Source organism: Chitinophaga sp. 180180018-3, from assembly GCF_037893185.1.
GTDB lineage: Bacteria > Bacteroidota > Bacteroidia > Chitinophagales > Chitinophagaceae > Chitinophaga.
This window is the reverse complement of record NZ_CP140772.1, coordinates 2248814-2267519: the sequence shown is the minus strand read 5'-3', so window position 1 is coordinate 2267519 and position 18706 is coordinate 2248814. Positions and strand designations below refer to the sequence as shown.

The 18706-nt window shown below is 47.8% G+C and carries 18 protein-coding genes; 1 reads left to right on the top strand and 17 read right to left on the bottom strand.

Annotated features, from left to right (window positions below; translation table 11 throughout):
• Positions 1–23: 23 nt before the first annotated feature.
• From UNH61_RS09230 to UNH61_RS09155, 16 genes are all read right to left on the bottom strand, one after another.
• Positions 24–1220 (bottom strand): FecR domain-containing protein, encoded by a 1197-nt coding sequence (locus UNH61_RS09230; RefSeq protein WP_326991800.1) that lies wholly within the window; start codon positions 1218–1220, stop codon positions 24–26.
• 80 nt (positions 1221–1300) lie between these two features.
• On the bottom strand, positions 1301–1894 hold the full coding sequence (locus UNH61_RS09225) for an RNA polymerase sigma-70 factor (RefSeq protein ID WP_326991799.1): 594 nt from the start codon (positions 1892–1894) through the stop codon (positions 1301–1303).
• Positions 1895–2071: 177 nt separating this feature from the next.
• Positions 2072–2530 carry a GNAT family N-acetyltransferase gene (locus tag UNH61_RS09220; protein WP_326991798.1) on the bottom strand — a complete coding sequence of 153 codons (459 nt, stop codon included), beginning with the start codon at positions 2528–2530 and terminating at the stop codon, positions 2072–2074.
• A 78-nt stretch (positions 2531–2608) separates the two neighbouring features.
• Positions 2609–4018 (bottom strand): PLP-dependent aminotransferase family protein, encoded by a 1410-nt coding sequence (locus UNH61_RS09215; protein ID WP_326991797.1) that lies wholly within the window; start codon positions 4016–4018, stop codon positions 2609–2611.
• A gap of 44 nt (positions 4019–4062) precedes the next feature.
• Positions 4063–6228: a c-type cytochrome domain-containing protein gene (locus UNH61_RS09210; RefSeq protein ID WP_326991796.1), complete on the bottom strand. Its 2166-nt coding sequence runs from the start codon at positions 6226–6228 to the stop codon at positions 4063–4065.
• Positions 6228–7253: a 6-bladed beta-propeller gene (locus tag UNH61_RS09205; RefSeq protein WP_326991795.1), complete on the bottom strand. Its 1026-nt coding sequence runs from the start codon at positions 7251–7253 to the stop codon at positions 6228–6230. The genes UNH61_RS09210 and UNH61_RS09205 overlap by 1 nt, the downstream gene beginning before the upstream one ends.
• Before the next feature lie 13 nt (positions 7254–7266).
• Positions 7267–8721: a DUF1501 domain-containing protein gene (locus tag UNH61_RS09200; RefSeq protein WP_326991794.1), complete on the bottom strand. Its 1455-nt coding sequence runs from the start codon at positions 8719–8721 to the stop codon at positions 7267–7269.
• Between the two features lie 26 nt (positions 8722–8747).
• Positions 8748–11057, bottom strand: coding sequence for a PSD1 and planctomycete cytochrome C domain-containing protein (locus UNH61_RS09195; protein WP_326991793.1), 2310 nt, complete (start codon positions 11055–11057; stop codon positions 8748–8750).
• 281 nt (positions 11058–11338) lie between these two features.
• Entirely contained in the window at positions 11339–11866 is a 528-nt protein-coding gene (locus tag UNH61_RS09190; RefSeq protein WP_326991792.1) for a 4'-phosphopantetheinyl transferase superfamily protein, read from the bottom strand.
• Complete coding sequence (locus UNH61_RS09185; RefSeq protein WP_326991791.1) at positions 11863–12117, bottom strand: acyl carrier protein; 255 nt, start codon at positions 12115–12117, stop codon at positions 11863–11865. Before UNH61_RS09185 ends, UNH61_RS09190 begins: the two co-directional genes overlap by 4 nt.
• An 11-nt stretch (positions 12118–12128) precedes the next feature.
• The gene (locus UNH61_RS09180; RefSeq protein ID WP_326991790.1) at positions 12129–13409 is read right to left on the bottom strand and encodes a beta-ketoacyl-[acyl-carrier-protein] synthase family protein; all 1281 of its coding nucleotides are present in this window, start codon (positions 13407–13409) and stop codon (positions 12129–12131) included.
• Positions 13402–13848, bottom strand: coding sequence for a hydroxymyristoyl-ACP dehydratase (locus tag UNH61_RS09175; protein WP_326991789.1), 447 nt, complete (start codon positions 13846–13848; stop codon positions 13402–13404). Before UNH61_RS09175 ends, UNH61_RS09180 begins: the two co-directional genes overlap by 8 nt.
• 3 nt (positions 13849–13851) lie before the next feature.
• The gene (locus UNH61_RS09170) at positions 13852–14628 is read right to left on the bottom strand and encodes an SDR family oxidoreductase (protein ID WP_326991788.1); all 777 of its coding nucleotides are present in this window, start codon (positions 14626–14628) and stop codon (positions 13852–13854) included.
• On the bottom strand, positions 14622–15674 hold the full coding sequence (locus UNH61_RS09165) for a type III polyketide synthase (RefSeq protein WP_326991787.1): 1053 nt from the start codon (positions 15672–15674) through the stop codon (positions 14622–14624). Before UNH61_RS09165 ends, UNH61_RS09170 begins: the two co-directional genes overlap by 7 nt.
• Positions 15671–16381 carry a methyltransferase domain-containing protein gene (locus tag UNH61_RS09160; protein ID WP_326991786.1) on the bottom strand — a complete coding sequence of 237 codons (711 nt, stop codon included), beginning with the start codon at positions 16379–16381 and terminating at the stop codon, positions 15671–15673. Before UNH61_RS09160 ends, UNH61_RS09165 begins: the two co-directional genes overlap by 4 nt.
• A complete protein-coding gene (locus UNH61_RS09155) occupies positions 16372–17559 on the bottom strand; it encodes an NAD(P)/FAD-dependent oxidoreductase (protein ID WP_326991785.1) in 1188 nt (395 codons plus the stop codon). Before UNH61_RS09155 ends, UNH61_RS09160 begins: the two co-directional genes overlap by 10 nt.
• Positions 17560–17712: 153 nt before the next feature.
• Here UNH61_RS09155 and UNH61_RS09150 point away from each other — a divergent pair, with 153 nt between their 5' ends.
• On the top strand, positions 17713–18012 hold the full coding sequence (locus UNH61_RS09150; protein ID WP_326991784.1) for a hypothetical protein: 300 nt from the start codon (positions 17713–17715) through the stop codon (positions 18010–18012).
• Positions 18013–18096: 84 nt separating this feature from the next.
• On the opposite strand, the gene UNH61_RS09145 is transcribed toward UNH61_RS09150, so the two are convergent.
• On the bottom strand, positions 18097–18582 hold the full coding sequence (locus UNH61_RS09145; RefSeq protein ID WP_326991783.1) for a GNAT family N-acetyltransferase: 486 nt from the start codon (positions 18580–18582) through the stop codon (positions 18097–18099).
• Positions 18583–18706: the final 124 nt, after the last annotated feature.

Genomic DNA, 18706 nt, shown 5'->3' with positions numbered 1-18706 from the left:
CATGATGTTATTTAACTGGTAATTTAATGAGCTGCCTGGTAAGGCATTACGATAATAGTTTTTCCCTGTATCTTAAAACGTACGATTTTGGTTAATTCCAGTGCTTTTAACAGTTGCGATACCTGTGCGGTTCTGGCTACAATCCCCGACAGCACTATATCTGACATATCGCCCTCATATTTCACTTCCACATCATACCACCTGGCTATCTGGCGCATGATGGTAGTGATATCTGTATCTCTGAAATAAAATTCTCCATTCTTCCATCCCAGCGTTTCCGCCATATCCGGTTTATTCACGGTAAGCTGGCCACTGTGGCTGTTCAACACAGCCTGCTCTCCGGGATGCAGGAGCTTATCTGCATTTACTTTCACCATTCCTTCTACCAGGGTGGTTTTCACGGCCCCTTCATCCGGATAGGCCATGACGTTGAAAGCTGTTCCCAATACTTTAACCTGCATACCTCTTGCACTCACAACAAATGGCCGCCGCTCGTCTTTTGCTATTTCAAAATATGCTTCTCCCGTTACTTCCACCAATCGTGAATCAGACGGGAATACCGTCGGATAACGTATAGCGGAAGCAGCGTTCAGCCATACCTTTGAACCATCCGGGAGCGTAAGCTGATAAAGACAACCATTCGGCGTTTGCATAGTATTGAATACCGCTCCGCCTTTATCATCAGTACCAGCATTGTAAGCTACCTGACCATTCGCCAGCTTAACTACCTGCGCACCACCCTGATGTGCAATGGTACCATTGGCAACACTATCCAGGGCAATCCTGGAACCATCACCTAATATCAGCACTGGCTGAGGTGCCGCCGGCTTAACCACACTATGCGATGCCAATAAAGGCCTGTTGCGTTGTTTATAAAGATGAAACTGCCAGGTAGCTCCAATCAGCAGCACGAAAACTGCCGCAGCTGCTGCATATTTGAACCAGGGCCTCTCCAATAATGAAATGCGATCCTGCTTCAATACGCTCAGCATTTCATCTGCCTTCTTCGCTTTACGAACCACTTCCCCCGCCATTTCGTCTGTATCATAGTCCGCGTGTTCGGCATAAGCAGGATCATTAAACGCATCCTGCAGCAAACCGGACAATCGCTCCCTGTTCTCCGGCATGAGGGCCATTACCCTGAACTGTCGAAGTTCTTCAGCGTTGAGCGTTCCACTCATGTAACCATTAAACAATTCATCAAAAGTTCTTTCAGGCATATGCTGATACAGGTTTAATGATCGTCCCCGTATATAAGGACGGGAAAGGAATCAGGGGTAAGACAGTAAATTCTAAAAAATCATGAAAAAAAACCGGAAAGCAATACCAGCCATACGAAAACATGCTCGGAATGCCGGTTCAGGTACTCGCGGATACTACGCAACGCTCTGACGATATAGGTCTGCGAGCTGACTACGGAAATATTCAGTTTGCGGGAAATCTGCACATGACTCAGTCCGTTAAAACGATGCAGCACAAATACTGTTTTTACTTTCTCCGGTAAATGCTCAATGGCCAGCATCAGCATCTTTTCCAGCTCCTTGTATTCCAGGCCCGACTGGGCATCGCCGAATGGTTCGTCCGACAGTGTTTCAGCCATTTGATCAAGATGCTCTGTCCGCAAAACCTTTTTTTCCAAATGGTCCATGATCAGGTTGCGGGCACATACATATATAAAGGTGGTTACCTTATCTACCCCGGGTAACTTTTCCCGGTTATTCCATAGTTTCAGAAAAATATCCTGTGAGAGATCTTTTGCCTGCTCCGGGTTCCGGGTCAGACGAAGTGCGGTGCCATATACCTGTGGCCAGTAATGCTTCACCAGTGCGTGAAAGCTCCGTTCATCTCCTCTGGCAACAGAGAGCAGTAAATCCTGTTCATTATCGTGGATCAAGGCCGGTATAAGTTAGTCATACGTGGTTGCGATACATGAAAGTAATACAACCTTTTGGAATTTACAAAATGTTGCTGCCACAGCCGCCCACAGCACATTTAATGAGCCGGCTTTGCGAATCCCTTGCAGATCCGCCGGGTTCAGCCGGCTTTCACAGTCACACCCTGCGCTAAATAACTATAATCCTTCCTTCACTAAATACTCACTGCTCTTCGTAAATCCATAATTTTCAAGCAATACAGATTGTTCCTGTACCATTGCCGGTTCCATCCACATCATTTCCCTGTTCTTGTATATATGCAGACATTTTTCCAACAGTGAATTACCCACGCCTGCCGCGGCATATTTTTTTATTACTGCAAAAAGGGAGAGCTGTACGGCCCGCCTGCCTGCTGTAAACTCCGGCCGCTCCCCTCCTTCTGTCAGCAGCGCAAATCCTGCCGGTTCATCATCATGATACGTTACCAGCCATTGCGAAGAAAAACTGTTCATACTGTTTACTAACGGCTTACGGGTATATTGCCCGTCTATTTCATTACCTGGATGTTCAGAAGACCATGTACGGATAAGGTGCAACAACTCATCCACCATTTTATCCGATGCTACCGCATACTTCGTAATAATATTTGCACTCATATTCGGTTATTGAAAGTGAGGCACTAAAGTAAGATGAGCACAGGATACAGAATGCGGAAAAACAAGTGGTACAGCTATTCAGGAATGGGCAACGGCATAGGCCCCCGCCTTCTTTATGGCTGCTTTCTTCATGGGAGTGTAGGTATCGGCAAACACCAGCCGGAAGCAATGTTCATAAGCACTGGTAAAAGAAAATGCGGAACCCGGTGTAAATCTTATACCTGCCTTTTCACAATATTTGTAGAAAGATGGCATAGCCAGTTGCTCCGGTAAATTCACCCATAGGTGATACCCCCCCGAAGGCGCAGCTACTAGCGTTCCTGGCGGAAAATATTCACGGATAAGCTGTATGCTTTGCTCACACTGCTGCTTCAGCTGACTACGGAACATACGCAGATGTTTTTCGTACGCACTCGCACCCAACAGCTTATTCATCGTCTCCTGGTAAACTGGTGTCACGCTGCTGCCTATTGCAAAACGTACCTGCTCTGCCTGCCTGAAATAGCGCCCGGCCGCCAGCCAACCCAACCTGATTCCCGGCGCCAGCGACTTGGCAAAAGAGGCGCAGGTCATCACCAGCCCGCTGCTGTCGAATGATCGGATCGTAGACGGACGAACCCCTTCAAAGTATAAATCGCCATAAATATCATTTTCTATAACAGGAATATTATGCTTTTTTGCGATCGCCAGCAGTTGCTGCTTTTGCCGGTCAGTCATCAGTGCCCCGGTTGGGTTATGAAAGTTAGGAGTCAGAACAATAGATCTAACAGAATACGACGCACATGCTTCTTTCAGCATATCCAGGTTCATTCCATTGATTGTATCTACCGGTATCTCTATTACCTTCAGACGCAGTACCCTTACCACTTCCAGCACGGAGAAAATGCAGGGACTTTCAATAGCGATAAGATCGCCGGGTACACATACCGCCGACAGTGCGATATAAATGGCCTGCAATGCACCATCTGTAATCAGCACCTCTTCCGCTCTCAGACGCGTGTTGTGATCTGCCGCACGCTGCGTGATCTTTTCCCGCAGGCTGGCTAACCCGTTCGATGGATAGTACTTCAGCAACGATGCTCCTTTTTCACGGATCACCTGCTGCATAGTTTTCAGCAATAACTGTTGTGGTAAGAGAAGATCACCGGGAGCCGCCACATTAAACTCCGAAAGTGCGCTCCGATGCAGGTTTTCTGAGGTAATGACAGCAAGATTATTCTTGAATAACGGATCACGCACTATATTCCCCGTGGGTAACTTGCCTCCCGGCGCCGGACGGGCACTTACATAATATCCGGAACGGGGAAAGCGTTCTATTAGTCCCTTTAGCGCCAGATCATCATAGGCATGCTGAATAGTACTCAGGCTGGTTTTATAACGCTCTTTCTGGGTTCTGACGGAGGGCAGGCGATGACCAGGCAGGTACTGCCCTCCGAGGATCTTATCTGCTATTTCTGCTGCTATTTCTTCGTACTTATGTTGTTTCATTATTTGCTGCTGTTCTGTCCCCTTAAAGGTAGGGATTATAACAGCTAGTTAAACAACACCTCATCCGCAAACACCCATCCCTTCCCTCCTTTTCCGGGATGCCACTCAGGCAGTTTCGCTACCGGCACCAATACCAGCTTCACGCAGGATACACGCGCTTCGGGGAATGAACACTCTACGTCGAGCGACGCTGCAGGGTCATCTTTTTTCCCGGCAGCCGGCACTACTTTCTTCAACAGTCTCAAATGCGCCGGATCTGTACCTCCCCATACCTCCACTTTTTCCGGTGGGAAAATATACCCGCCGATATTTCTCAGGATACCTATGGTAACAGACTTCAGCGGTACCGGTTGTTGAAATAACATCAGGGCTTCCATCGGGTCTTTGTTGTAACCAAGCCACTTTCCATTTCCCTGATCTGTTCCGCCCTTCAGCCCATCGCAAAGCGTTTTCGCTCCTTCACCGGTGTAGGTTCCGCTGGGCTGCGTGATCAGCCGCATGCTATCGGGCCGGTAGGCCGACCGGTAAAAGCTGAATTGCACCGGATCGCTGGCATACCAGCCGTTTTTACATGCGATAGCTTTCACCACGGTATTGGCAGCCAGTAACAGGCTGTCTTTAAACACCGGTGAATTTACGCTATCCGGCATCGATCCGTCAGTAGTATAATGTATATCCACACCCCGTACCGGATGCCGGAGCAGCAATTGCATCTGATCACGGAATACGAGTGCAGTATTCAGCAACTGTGGTTGATTCAATTTCAGCAACTGGTTGCCATTGTTCTGAAACCCTTTGATAACGTTCACCTGCGCAAATGTTTTCTGCACATTGTCGAGGTCGGCCGCCGTCAGTGAAGTATTCCACAGGTACAGCTCTTTCAGCGATGCCACCTGTTTTAATACCTGCAGCTGCTGCAGCGTTACCGGAGTACCGGAAAGAGAAAGGCTTTCCAGGTGCGGTAACTTCGTAAGGGCCGACAGCGTTTGCCCTTTTACGTTAGTAAAACTGAGGTTAAGGGTCCTTAAAGAGGTAAACTGAGAGATGGTATTCAGATCTGCATCCTGCACCGGCATTTTCTGCAGATGCATTTCAATGATCTGTTTTTTAAGCGGCAGTAATTCAGTGATCCACTTGCCATTGAACTGATCTTTATTGTAGAAATTTACTATCAGTGGTGCGGCATGTAAAGCAATCGGATAAATAACCCTGTAATTATTATTCAGCTGTTGAACAAGTTTCTCATCAGCTGCGCCAAAATCGTATACGGGTGCGGCCGCCGGCCTCAGCATCGATGCGGCTATCAACCGCAGGCTGTCGCGCGCAGGCAATGCTGCCACCCTGGTTTTAAAGTCTGCTCCGTCTTTGATCCAGTAATACAAAAGATCCAGTTCTTCGGGTGTAAGTTGCGGCCGGCCTGCCGGTGGCATGTGCTTTTTTGCATCCAGTGGCAGGTGAAGCCGTTCTATCAGCAGGCTCATTTCCGGTTTGCCCGCCACAAAGAGCTTACCGTTCCTCCCTCCTTTCAGCAGCTGTTGCGGCAGCTCCATCGCCAGCTCTCCCTTTGCCTTTCCGGCGTTGTGGCAGCTTAAACATTTTTCTTCCAGTACTGGTTTTATAAGATGGTCATACACCAGGGCCTTGTCTAACGGTACATCAATACCCTTTCGTGCAGGCGTTACCGGTGCAAGTACGTAGTTTTCCCCGTGCGTGATATCCGCGCCCAAATGACCGGTTACCAGCAGTAATACGGCTACTCCTACCGCACTGATCCGCTGTGCCATGGGGCTTTCCAGCGACTGACCGAACCAGTACCAGCCGGATGCCAGCCAGCACATGATCACGCCGCTCCATTTATGCCACTGCAGCGTTCCGCTTCCGTGATAACCTTCCTCTCCCGACAGAAAAAGACCCATTATAACGGTAACGGCTGCACTGAGTGCACCTGTCAGTAGCAGTACTTTCGTGAGTTGCTTTTTCCATTGTTCTGCACCGGGTTCAGGTAGTCTCACAAAAGATAAAATACCCGCCAGCAATAGTATAACTATTGGAAAATGCAATACCAGCGGATGCATACGCCCCAGTACCTGTAACCAGGGCGGCAGTATCACTTTATCATGAAAGACCAGCAAAAAAAGGATAAATATATTCAGGACAAACAACAGGCTTTCACCCACCTGCTGCCACCGGGCGTTTCGTTTCACCTCCATTATACCCTCCTTAGTTTATAAGGATACACTTTACCTGCATTCCATTGTGCCACATACAGGTTCTCATCATTATCAACACATACATCATGCGGATGTACAAATATCTTCTCTGCCTGCTGCATGGGCTGCAATACGCCGTTACTGTAGGTAGGGGCCGTGCCGCCAATGTTAGACACCACTTTGTTGTCTTTATCCAGCACGGTAACAAAGCCGCTGCCGTTTACATCCATATTGGGTGATCTCAAAACGGCTGCATACAGGTGATCTCCTTTGATGACAGCCCGGCATACGCAGGCACCCGGCAGTGCAATCACTTCCAACAACTTTCCATCCATATTGAACCGTTTAAAGCAGTTCCGTGTGCGGTCAGTGACAATCAGCGTTGGTTCGCCTTTTCTGTGATCCACACAAATGCCGTGCGCATTGTCCAGATGCTCATCACCCGCTCCTCTTCCTCCGAAGTAAGCCAGCAGTTTACCATTCCGGTCATAGCGCATAACGTATTGCGCACCGTAACCATCTGCTATATAGAAATCGCCGTTATCAGCCACTGTAGTTTCTGTAGGTACAAACTCTTCTTTCTTCTTATACACGCCTGTTTCAGCAGGATAATCGATCGTCATCAGGATTTTTCCATCCATAGTGGTTTTATATACCTGATGTTTTTCTGTATCTGTAATAAACAGGTATTCGGTGCCGTTTTCATTCGTCAATGTCAGGCCGTGTGCACCAGGGAATTCATGGCCCCAGTTTTCGAGCAGTTTGCCTGATTTGTTATACACCAATATGTTGTTTTTGGTCTCATTTGTCAGCAGAATGATCCTTCCTTTTTTGTCCTGCACCATTTCATGACAGTCTTTTACCGGATAACGGCTGCTGTCGAGCGTGCCCCATTTCGTATCCAACACATACTTCATATTGTTATGGCCGTACACCGGGCCTTTGGAGGAGGCAAAAAGATCCCGGGAGATATAAAATGATGCGGTTGCTAACGCGGAAGCCTGTATGAATTTTCTTCTTTCCATGATATACTGTTTTTTAGGCCATTAATCCCGGTATCACTTTACCGGCAACATCTGTTAACCGGTAACGGCGGCCCTGGTGTTTGAATGTTAATTTTTCGTGGTCAAGTCCCATCAGATGCAGTACGGTGGCATGAAAGTCATGCACGTGCACCGGATCTTTGATGATGTTATATCCAAATTCATCTGTCTCTCCATATACAATACCCGACTTTACTCCTCCTCCGGCCATCCAGATGGAAAAGCAGCGCGGATGATGATCGCGGCCATAATTGTCGGCAGTCATTTTACCCTGGCAATAGTTCGTGCGACCAAATTCACCGCCCCAGATCACCAGTGTTTCATCCAGCAATCCCCTTTGCTTCAGATCGGTTATCAATGCTGCTGATGCCCTGTCTACATCTTTCGCCTGACCAGCCATTTCATTAGGCAAATTACCATGCTGATCCCAGCCCTGATGATACAGCTGTATGAAACGCACGCCGCTTTCCGACAGCTTCCTCGCCAGCAGGCAGTTCGCGGCAAATGTTCCCGGCACCAGGCAATCCGGTCCGTATAACTTGATGGTATCATCCGGTTCCTTCGACAGATCCGTCAGCTCCGGCACCGCCGTTTGCATGCGATAGGCCATCTCGTATTGCTGTATTTTAGTACTGATTTCCGGGTCACCAAATTCCTTGTAAGACTGTTCATTCAAGGCTGCCAGCTGATCCAGCATCTGCCTGCGATTGGCCATATCTATGCCATCCGGGTTGTTCAGGTACAACACCGGACTTTCTCCGCTACTGAATTGCACGCCCTGATGTATACTATCCAGGAAACCATTAGACCAGAGCTTCGAGTATACACCCTGTCCATTGCCTTTTCCTCTTGACAGTAATACGCAGAAAGCAGGCAGGTTTTTATTTTCACTTCCCAGTCCATAACTCATCCAGGAACCAAAGCTGGCGCGGTTTCCCTGCTGAGCCCCGGTTTGGAAAAACGTAAGTGCCGGATCGTGGTTGATCGCTTCCGTGAACATCGATTTCACAATACATATATCGTCAACGATCTTCGCCGTATGCGGGAACAGATCGCTTATCCATGCCCGGGATGCGCCATATTGGTGAAAATCGTAGTGAGATCCTACCAAAGGGAAAGATGCCTGACCCGCGGTCATCCCCGTGAGGCGCTGCCCCATGCGGATGGAAGCTGGCAACTCCTGCCCCATCATTTCCCGGAGCTTGGGTTTATAGTCGAAGCTCTCCAGCTGCGACGGCGCACCATTCTGAAACAGGTAAATAATCCTTTTGGCCTTGGGCGCAAAATGCGGTATCCCCGGAATAAAAGCTGCTTCCTCGGCACTTCCCTTACTGAAAACATCCGGTATCAGCAGGGAACCCAGTGCCACACTACCTATGCCCAGGCTCAGACGCGATAAGAATTTGCGCCGGTTCATGTTCAGGTGATGTTCTATAAATTCATTTTTCATCTTCCCGTATTTATTAAAGGTGTAACTCAGGTTTTTGACAATGTTTCTTCAAGATTGTAGATGGTAGTGATAACCTGCATCATTGCAGCCCAGGAGGCTACATCCAGATTTGCTGCCATCGGGTATTCCCCATGACGCAGCAGTTTCATCGCATTATCCGGCTGACGTTTATACAACTGTTGCTGCTGCTCATAATACTTTTGTAACAAGGTGGTTTCATGCTGCTCAGGCTTGCGGCACACAATCAGACGGAAGGCCTGCTGAATGTTGCGCGCTGCATCATTATCGGCCTGCATCAGCCGGGAAGCCAATACCCTCGATGCTTCCAGCACAGTAGGATCATTCAGCATGATCAATGCCTGCAGCGGTGTATTGGTGCTGGCACGTTTCACCTCACACTGGTCGCGGTTGCTGGCATCAAATATCATCATGGAAGGTGGCGGCACGGTGCGTTTGATGAAGGTATATAGTCCTCGTCTGTAAAGGCCCGCTCCATGATCCTGCCGGTAGGTTGCTAAGATCCCCCTGCCGGATGTAGCCATCTCCCAAAGCCCTTTGGGCTGGTAGGGCTTTACACTCGGCCCTCCGATGGTATGCACCAGCAGCCCGCTGCTTTGCAGTACAAGGTCGCGGACCAGCTCTGCCGGCAGGCGGAAACGAGGCCCGCGGGAGAGATAAATATTCTCAGGATCGATGCGTAGCTTCTCCGGTGAAACCACTGCCGATTGCCGGTAGGTGGCCGACATGACCATCTGCTTCATTAACCGTTTTATATTCCATCCATGCTGCATAAAGTCTGTTGCCAGCCAGTCGAGCAACTGCGGATTGGCAGGCAGATCTCCCTGCATTCCAAAATCACCGGTGCTTTTAACGATCCCTCTGCCGAATATTTCCTGCCATTCCTGGTTAACGAAAACCCTTGCTGTAAGCGGATTCCGTGGATCGAACAACCAGGCGGCCAAACCCAACCGGTTTGTTGGATACTTCTTACTGTCGAATGGCAACACCGCATGCGGCGTTTCAGGCTGTACCTCCAGGGTCGGGTTATCATAGTTCCCACGGCCAAGGATATACGTTTTTCGCGCAGTGTCCCTGTCGCCCATAACGGATACGATCAGGCGGTTGGTGTCCTGCTTATTAATGAATTTCAACACCCCCTGCAGATCTTCTTTGGAGATCTCCATATAGGGCGTCTTGGCGTAGGTTTCAGGTCCGCCTACGGTCGACTGCAGCCCTACTTCTTTTACACTGTTAAAGAACGCAAACAATTCATAATACTCCTTCTGAGAGAAAGGATCATACTTGTGATCATGACAATGCGCACATTCTATCGTAATACCCAGCAGGCTTTTTCCAAATGTATTCGTACGATCCGTCACGTATTCTACCCGGTATTCTTCATCTATTACCCCACCTTCTTCAGTGATTTTATGATTACGGTTGAAACCGGATGCCAGCAATTGCTCCCGCGTAGCACCGGGCATCATGTCGCCTGCCAGCTGCCAGGTGATAAAGTCTTTGTAAGAAAGATTTTCATTAAAGGCATGTATCACCCAATCGCGCCAGGGCCACATACTGCGGTAATTATCGTCCTGATACCCGTGTGAATCGGCATACCTCGCCACATCCATCCAGTGTATAGCCATTTTCTCGCCGTAGGCGCTATCCTGCAACAGTTCGTCTACCATGCGCTCATATCCTGCATCAGTAGTATCTTTCGCAAAACGCTCCATACGTTCCGATGTAGGCGGCAGTCCTGTCAGGTCAAGGCACAGCCGCTTCAGCAGCCTCTCCCGGTCCGCAGCAGGGTTCGGCTCCAGCCCTTTGTCTTCCATGCGAGCCAGCACAAACCGGTCAATTTCGTTGCGCGCCCATTTCTCTTCCTTCACCCTGGGCAGCGCCGGAGCAACAGGCGCTACAAAAGCCCAGTGAGGCTGGAACTTGGCTCCCTGCTTAATCCATTTTTCAATCAGTTTTATTTCATGCGTACTCAACGCCATGTTGGATGAAGGCGGCGGCATCCGCTGAGCAGTGTCTGTAGTGCTGATACGTTGATATGCCACAGAGGCCGACGGATTGCCGGGTACAATGGCGTGTGCGCCCGGATTATCCTTCAGCGCCTTGTAAGCGCTGTCAGCAATGTCCAGCCGCAGGCCAGCTTCCCGTTTATTAGCGTCCGGGCCATGACATGCATAGCATTTGTCTGATAAAATAGGCCGTATGTTAAAATTATAGTCCACCAGTTCAGGGAGTTTTTCCTCCTGCTGATCCGGCGCACTACCCCTGTTGCAAGCACACAACAAGGCTATTGCACAGATGGCATAACGTTGGAACATATTCATACTGTTATAGATACTATTCACTTATCGCATTGCGGTTGATCGTATTCCGTGGATCTTCAACTATAGCTATGGAATAAAGATCGTGCATATTGATGCACTATTCTGATAGTATTTTATTACAATATGCGATTTTTTTTGCACTATGTATAAACATACATACAAATAAAACAAAAAAATTGATTATCAATTAATTATTAAATACATCAAACTTCAATATCTCAAAAAAAAGTAAAAAAGATGATTAAATAAGCATCATTACTAATGCGTGGTTTCCATCACATAATAACCATCGCGGTATATGCGCCATGGTGACTGACCGATATGGGAGTTACTCGGTTGGTATAACGGCAACGGGCATACGGTATTCCGTATTCATCTTTTAGCATTTCGAGCTGTGGGGGCAAAATAATTGTCGTATAATCGCTACCGTTATAATCGGCAATCTTTACAAACAGGTGCTGTAATAACTGTGGCGTAACTGCTGCCGTAGTATGAACATAGCCGGCATCCAATGTGCTGATCACATAATATTGTTGCTGCTGGTGGGTTACGCTACCCCGGGTACCGGATATTTCGCAGCTGAACTGCTGCGGGGCGTAGGTGCGTTGCCGGGTTTGCCGGTGTACAATCTTATACACCGCTTCTTTCCAGCTCCACAGTTGCCATGCCATGGTTGCCGGGCATGCTGCAGCTGCGATATAAGCCTGCTCTGCAGGCAGAAATATTTTCCCGAGGAATCCCCTGCGGAAAATATTGCTTTCCTTTGCTGCTGCATGCAGGTCTACTATATCGTTGCCAATCATTTCTGTTGCAACTTTGCATTTACAATGTCCATAGCTGCCTGTACATTCAGCATACGTTCCATTTCTTCGTTCTGGATAACGATATCGTATTTTTCTTCCACGTCCAGCACCACATCCACAAGGTTAGCAGAATTAATTTTCAGGTCGTTGATAAAATCGGTCGATAAACTGATCTGCTCCAGCGCTTCCTGATTCTTCGCATAAGGTTTCACTATATCTTTCAGTTGCGCGATAAATGTTGCTTGATCCATGTCAGTATTATTTAAGATTGCTGGTATTTCCTGAGAATAATACAGGCGTTCACATCTCCAAAACCAAAACTCGCCTTCGCCAATAAATTTATGTCTTTATATAATAGCTGTTGCGGAATTCTTGAGTGGTCCACTATTTCCGCTATCCCCGGATGCAGGTCTTCACAGTTAAGATTGGGAAACAGGAAGCCTTCTTTAAGCTGCAATGCGGCCGCTACCAGCTCTATACTTCCCGATGCTCCCAAACAATGGCCCACCATCGATTTCAACGCATTAAGATAGGGAAAATCGATCCCGCTGCGTTCCAGTGCAATACTCCAGCTTTTCACTTCTTCCGCATCTTTACCAGTGGCAGTCAGATGACCGTTGATGACATCGATATCCTTCCCCTGTACACCGGCCTGTTGCAGGGCATCCCGGATGCAACGTTGCACTGCTGCACTGTTGGGCGCTGTCATGCTTCCGCCATTGCGCTGGCCGCCTGAGTTGATGCTGCCTCCCAGGACCTCTGCATAGATTGGCGCCTGGCGCGCTAATGCGCTATCCAGCGATTCCAGCAACAAAGCTCCTGCACCACTGCCAGGCACTATACCGGCTGCACTGGCGCTCATGGGCCTGGATCCTGCTTCGGGCTTGTCATTGGATCGGAAAGTACATACTTTCATCGCATCGAAACCCGCCCATATATATGGCCCGCTTTCACCGGTGCTACCGGCCAGCATACGCGTGGCATGCCCCTGCCGGATCCTGTCGTACGCCAACAGCAAACTCTCCGCGCCCGTCGTACAGGCGGAAGAGTTAGTAGTGACCTGGTTACCCAATGCCAGCTTCCCTCCAAGAAATGCACTGATTCCACTGGCCATCACCTGCGTGACTACGGTACTGCCTAAACGCCGTACTTGTAAGTCATCTACTTTATAAACCGAATCCCGGAATTTTTCTACTCCGGAAATACCCGCTCCGAATATGGTACCGCTGTTCCAGTCCGGCTCAGCCATTTCATCCGGCAACGCCAGCCCCGCATCTGCCCAGGCTTCCATACCTGCCATCACGCCATAGATGATACCAGTACTACTCAACTGCTTCAGCTCCAGCTCATCGAAGTATTGCTGTAACAACGCTTCCGGTATCTCCGGTCGGCCCATAATCTGGCAGGAAAATTTCAACGCTGCCATTTGCTCATCAAAGCGTATTCCCGATACACCTTTCTTCACCGCCTCACGAAAGGCAGGTAAGCCTGTTCCGTTTGGCGACACTACGCCCAATCCTGTTATGACGACCCTCTTATTCATGTTTATTTCGAATAATCATTCCGGCAATAATACCATCGCATACCAGTTCATTCTTCTCATTATACAATGCTGTCCGGCATTTCAGCTTACCAAATCTGAAGTATACTTTTTCTGCCCTCACTTTTACTTTTTCACCGGGCAACACAGGGATGTAAAAATCTACCTGGGTAGATGTCAAAGCTACAGATGGTAACTGTTGCGTATTATCATCTCCCGAAATATAAATACCCAGACAAACCAGTCCTATCTGTGCCATCACCTCTGTCAGCAATACTCCGGGCGTAACAGGATGACCTTTGAAATGTCCCTGATAACAGGGCATATCAGCGTGGAATGTATACGTCCCTGTTACACTTTCATTATCGATATACTCCAGTTCATCCACAAACAGGAAAGGTGATGCATATGGCAACCGTTCTATTACTGCTTCTTTTGTCATAGACTAATGAATATGCGTTCCTCCGTCGACCGGTATGATGGAACCATTGATCCATGCCGCTTCATCTTTGCACAACAGGTACACCACATCTGCCACATCTTCCGGCGTAGTAAGACGACCAAATGGATTCCTGGCTACTCCATACTCAAGCAATTGCTCACTTCCCGGGATATGCTGCAATGCAGGTGTATTGATGATCCCGGCGCGGATGCAATTAGCACGGATACCCATCGGTGCAAACTCCAGCGCCATGCTTCTTGTAATGGCTTCCAGTGAAACTTTCGCAGCCGACACCGCTGCATAATGCGGAATAGCTTTATAACTGCCATCACTCGTGAAAGAAAGAATACGCGCATCGGTAGCAAAAAGTTGCCTGTCTAATACCGCCACACTCCAGTCGTACAGGCTCAGCGCCATATATTGCAACGTGCTGTTGAAATCGTCCGCTTGCAGGGCAGGCATGGCTTTCATGCTACCTCGGGCAATGCTGTGCAACAAACAACGAACACGGCCCGCAGTGCCCATGGCATCCTGCAGCTGCTGCAACACCATTTCTCTTTTACTGGTGTCCAGCACATCGATATTAAAGGTAAGCACCTGCACTCCACCTGCCCGCATATTGTCTGCAGCCGCCTGTAGTGCAGGCAAAGCAACCCTCGTATCCCGATGTACAATACAAAGATTCATGCCATGAGCGGCCAGTTTCTTCGCAGCCGCCAGTCCGAGACCGCTGCTGCCTCCCAGTATCAACGCCCAGTATGATGTGAATTCGTTTACCATTGTAATAAAACCCGCTGTGCAGAAAAGCCCGGCCCGAAACTAAGCATCAGCCCTTTATCGCCTTTGGGTATTTGTTGATCCATAAATCGTTCCATTACATATAACACCGTGGCGCTCGACATGTTGCCGTAATAACGAAGAATATCTTTAGTATCGTCCAGTTTCTTACCCATATTGCTGAAAAGGGTTTCTACAAGATCTATAATCTTCCTTCCTCCCGGATGAAAAATCAGGTGCTGAATGTCTGCGATAGTCAACCCATGTTTAGCCAGAAACGGATGTACAATATTTCCGAAATTAGCTTCGATCTTTTCCGGTACTTCCACGTCCAGCACCATTTTAAGACCGGTGTTGGACAAGTGGAAACCCATCAGGTACTCCGCATCATAGAAGTGATACATTTCTTCTGCGATAATGTCGGGGCCTTTATCCGTTTCATGCGACGACAATATCGCGCAGGCCGCGCCATCCCCGAATATCGCAGCGCTCACAATGTTAGCCATGGAAAAATCCTGATGCTGAAATGTAACCGTGGGAGATTCCAGCGCTATGACAGCCGCCCGTTTACCCGGACTGGCCTCCAGCATTTTTTTGGCGTATATAATACCAGAGACACCAGCTGCACAGCCCATTTCGGTTACAGGAAGTCTGACGATGTCCTGTCGTAATTGCAGTTCATTGATAAGATAAGCATCTATAGATGGTATCATGAAGCCGGTGCAGCTAACAGTAATGATATAGTCGATATCTGTTCCTTTCAGATTGGCTTTGTCCAACGCGCCCTGTAAACAGGCAACTCCGAGCTTCTTCATTTCCCGTTGATAAAGATTGTTTTTATCTTCAAAGGAAGTGCTGGTAAAAACATCTTCAGGCCCCATGATTGAATAGCGTCTTTCCACGCCGGCATTCTCAAATATCTTCTTCACCTTGCGGATAAAGCGGTCGTCCTGGTCCTGTAGCCAGACTTCAAGATATGGCATAATTTCCGTGAGGGATCGTGAATGAGGGGGCAAGGCTTTCGCGACAGCTTGAATTTTAACGCTCATATTTTATTGATTATCCATTGATACCGAAAAGCCCACTTCCATTTGAGGCTGTACTGTATATTTAACTCAGATGATAAATGCTGTAGTTCTTTCCTTTTGAATCCGCGTAGTATGGATATCTTCCCATCTTTCCGCACCATGCTGTTCAGGTTGAAGATAACACATATCAGTTGAAACAGGCGATAGGCCAGCACACTACGATGAAGATCGTTGATTACCAGGCCTAGTCGGGCCTGCCGGCAGAACATCCTCATGAGCTCACGGACTTCTTCTTCTTTAAAATGATGCAGGGTTAGCGTACATAAGATGATATCAAACGACTGTTCCGGAAAAGCCGGATCAGTAATATCCTGGCAATAATAAACAATATCCGGGTATTGCAGCGATAAATTCCGTGCATGCGTTACCGTAGCCTGGTTAGCATCGATGCCTATGAGCCGGAGCTTACGGGATTGTTTGCTGAAATAAACAGCCAATTGCCGTAGCATATCTCCGTTACCACAGCCGATATCGGCGATAGTGATTTCCTGATCAGGCGGTATCTCTTTCAGTAATGCTGCCACTCCATCCAATGTTACCCGGTTACCACCGAGCAATGTATTGATCCTGGCTATTTTGTCGAGCGTAGCAATAAGCAACGCTCCTTCCATATTGAAATCGTCCATGATCTCCGCCTCCTGGCTACGCTGGCTCGTATCTAGGCGCATTCAGCTGCAGCTTTTAGTGGTTTGCCATGTGTGCGCCGGATAATGCCGGACAGCAGGCCAGGAAAAAGGATCAACCCTTTCATCATGGTGGCTGATAGTTTTTCGCTCTGGAATAGTTTCGATAATACCCTCCCGGTTCGCATACGACCGCTGAACAGCTTATTCCATGCTTTGGTGTAGGCATGTTCCATCGCTATCCGGTTTCTGTTTCCCTCGCCGAAATAATACAACACCTTTTCCGAGGCCAGTTGCGCGCTTTGTATGGCCATCGCCATACCATTGCCGCAAAGCGGATGTATCAACCCGGCTGTATCGCCGGTCATCAATATATGATTCAATACCTTCTCTTTGTCTGAGAAAGATATCTGACTGATAGTTAATGGCTTATCAAATAACAAAGTACTGTTTTGAAAGATTTCCTTCAGGTGTTGATTACGGAATAGCACCTCCTCCTGATGGGTTTCTATCTTTTTAAAATTCTTAAAACTCTCATAGCTGACCAGGTAACAGATATTAAGGATGTCATTTTCTACCTTCGAAACCCCGCAGTATCCACCATCGAAATTGTGCAAACCAACGGTATCAACAGGAAAATCACCTTTGTAGTGGCCTTTCACAGCCAGCCAGGGCGATTTTTCATTCATGAAGTTACGCCCCAGCTTACTGTCCAGCGCGGCTCTCTTTCCATAAGCTCCTAATACCACCGGAGCAGAAAACACACCGTTACTGTTGGTGTCTATAAAAAAACGATCATTCTCAAAAAATACATTGGTGACCGTATCTTCGATAACCACCACGCCGCTTTCCAACACCCGCTGCATGAGGAACTGGTCGAAAGCATAACGGCTTATACCGAACCCTCCCAATGGTAAAGCCGTTTCCAGCGTTTTACCATAGTGGTCGGAAATAACAAGACGATTAATGCGGGAAGGATGCAGGGAAGCAGGATCAGCTCCCAGGGATTCCAGATAAGGAAGTACCTCATTGGACACATATTCTCCGCAGACCTTATGGACCGGGTATTTGCTTTTTTCAATGATAGTTACGTGTAAGCCGGCTTTCGATAAATGAATAGCACTTGTGAGGCCCGACAGGCCTCCGCCAATAATAATGACATCTCTGAACCCCATACCCCTATGGTTAAAACAATAACAGGTGCCGCAATCAAACGGCAGCAAGCCTAATATAATGAATTTATTTATTGCTCCCGGTATTTTAATTCAGCACAATTACATTTCACTGCAATTCATAAGAATATAAAACTTAACATTGGCAATATTATATTATTGTTAATTTTGGATATAATTGATTTCGTAATTAAACTACACTCCATGAATGATGCTAAAAAACCAGCGGGTAAACACCTGAAGAAAGAGGCTGGTTTAAAAATCGCCACTATACTGAGTACGGCGTTGATTGAATTCAAAGACAGTCTGGGAGAAAAGAAATTTCTCCGGAACATAAAGAAGGCCAGTAAAGCGATGGTAGCAGGGTTATCGGACAAGAAAACCCACGCAAAGCCTAAGAAGAAAGCTGCTGCTAAAAAAGCTACCGCCCCTGCAGCCAGAAAGCCTAAAGCAGCCGCCAAAAAGGCCGCCGCTCCAAAGAAAGCCGCCGCTAAAAAAGCCTGATTCTATAACTGAATTTCCTGTAATGATTGCACTCACTGTTTCGCCCATGGGGAAACCAGCAAGCTATGCCCGTAAGCTGGCTTATTACAGGTAATTTTCGAGTGTGAATAAATTAATATCGTAAGATTTTCCAGCCCACTCCATTCCATCTTTTATGAGGCCGTTGCCGAGGAATCCTGATTTCGCCAATACCCGCTCTGAAGCCGTATTTCCCGGCAGTACCTGCGCCTGTATTTTATCGACCTGCAAAGTGTTGAAAGTATAATCGGCCACCGCTTTGATAGCTTCCCCCATTAATCCTTTACCCCAGTATTCCTGAACAAGTGCAAATACCATCATAGGCGGCTGAAAACCGGTGAAACCGATGAATCCTATCAGCTCCTGCCTGCCCTGAAGCGCGATACCCCAGCGGATACCGGCCTTTTCCGCAAATTGCCGCGCAAAAAGATCCACTACTTTTCTGACATCGGCTACGTCCGCCAGCGGAATTACATGATAATAACGGGTCACCCGTTTATCAGTCAACAGGTAAAAAAGATCTGGCTGGTGGCTATGTTGTATTTCAACCAACTGAAGTCGCTGGGTTGCTAGAACAGGGAATTTATCTGGAATTAACATGATACGAATAGTTGGATAGTTTACTTTTCCCGATTAAGATAGGAATTTAAAAGCTATCTGTCTAAAAAATATCAGT

Bases quoted from the DNA above. Each gene is read 5' to 3' on its own strand.
- UNH61_RS09150 (WP_326991784.1), top strand. From the start codon at position 17,713: ATGAATGATGCTAAAAAACCAGCGGGTAAACACCTGAAGAAAGAGGCT.
- UNH61_RS09200 (WP_326991794.1), bottom strand. From the start codon at position 8,721: ATGAAAAATGAATTTATAGAACATCACCTGAACATGAACCGGCGCAAA.
- UNH61_RS09170 (WP_326991788.1), bottom strand. From the start codon at position 14,628: ATGGTAAACGAATTCACATCATACTGGGCGTTGATACTGGGAGGCAGC.
- UNH61_RS09220 (WP_326991798.1), bottom strand. From the start codon at position 2,530: ATGAGTGCAAATATTATTACGAAGTATGCGGTAGCATCGGATAAAATG.
- UNH61_RS09215 (WP_326991797.1), bottom strand. From the start codon at position 4,018: ATGAAACAACATAAGTACGAAGAAATAGCAGCAGAAATAGCAGATAAG.
- UNH61_RS09180 (WP_326991790.1), bottom strand. From the start codon at position 13,409: ATGAATAAGAGGGTCGTCATAACAGGATTGGGCGTAGTGTCGCCAAAC.
- UNH61_RS09210 (WP_326991796.1), bottom strand. From the start codon at position 6,228: ATGGAGGTGAAACGAAACGCCCGGTGGCAGCAGGTGGGTGAAAGCCTG.
- UNH61_RS09185 (WP_326991791.1), bottom strand. From the start codon at position 12,117: ATGGATCAAGCAACATTTATCGCGCAACTGAAAGATATAGTGAAACCT.
- UNH61_RS09160 (WP_326991786.1), bottom strand. From the start codon at position 16,381: ATGCGCCTAGATACGAGCCAGCGTAGCCAGGAGGCGGAGATCATGGAC.
- UNH61_RS09195 (WP_326991793.1), bottom strand. From the start codon at position 11,057: ATGTTCCAACGTTATGCCATCTGTGCAATAGCCTTGTTGTGTGCTTGC.
- UNH61_RS09205 (WP_326991795.1), bottom strand. From the start codon at position 7,253: ATGGAAAGAAGAAAATTCATACAGGCTTCCGCGTTAGCAACCGCATCA.
- UNH61_RS09230 (WP_326991800.1), bottom strand. From the start codon at position 1,220: ATGCCTGAAAGAACTTTTGATGAATTGTTTAATGGTTACATGAGTGGA.
- UNH61_RS09175 (WP_326991789.1), bottom strand. From the start codon at position 13,848: ATGACAAAAGAAGCAGTAATAGAACGGTTGCCATATGCATCACCTTTC.
- UNH61_RS09165 (WP_326991787.1), bottom strand. From the start codon at position 15,674: ATGAGCGTTAAAATTCAAGCTGTCGCGAAAGCCTTGCCCCCTCATTCA.
- UNH61_RS09190 (WP_326991792.1), bottom strand. From the start codon at position 11,866: ATGATTGGCAACGATATAGTAGACCTGCATGCAGCAGCAAAGGAAAGC.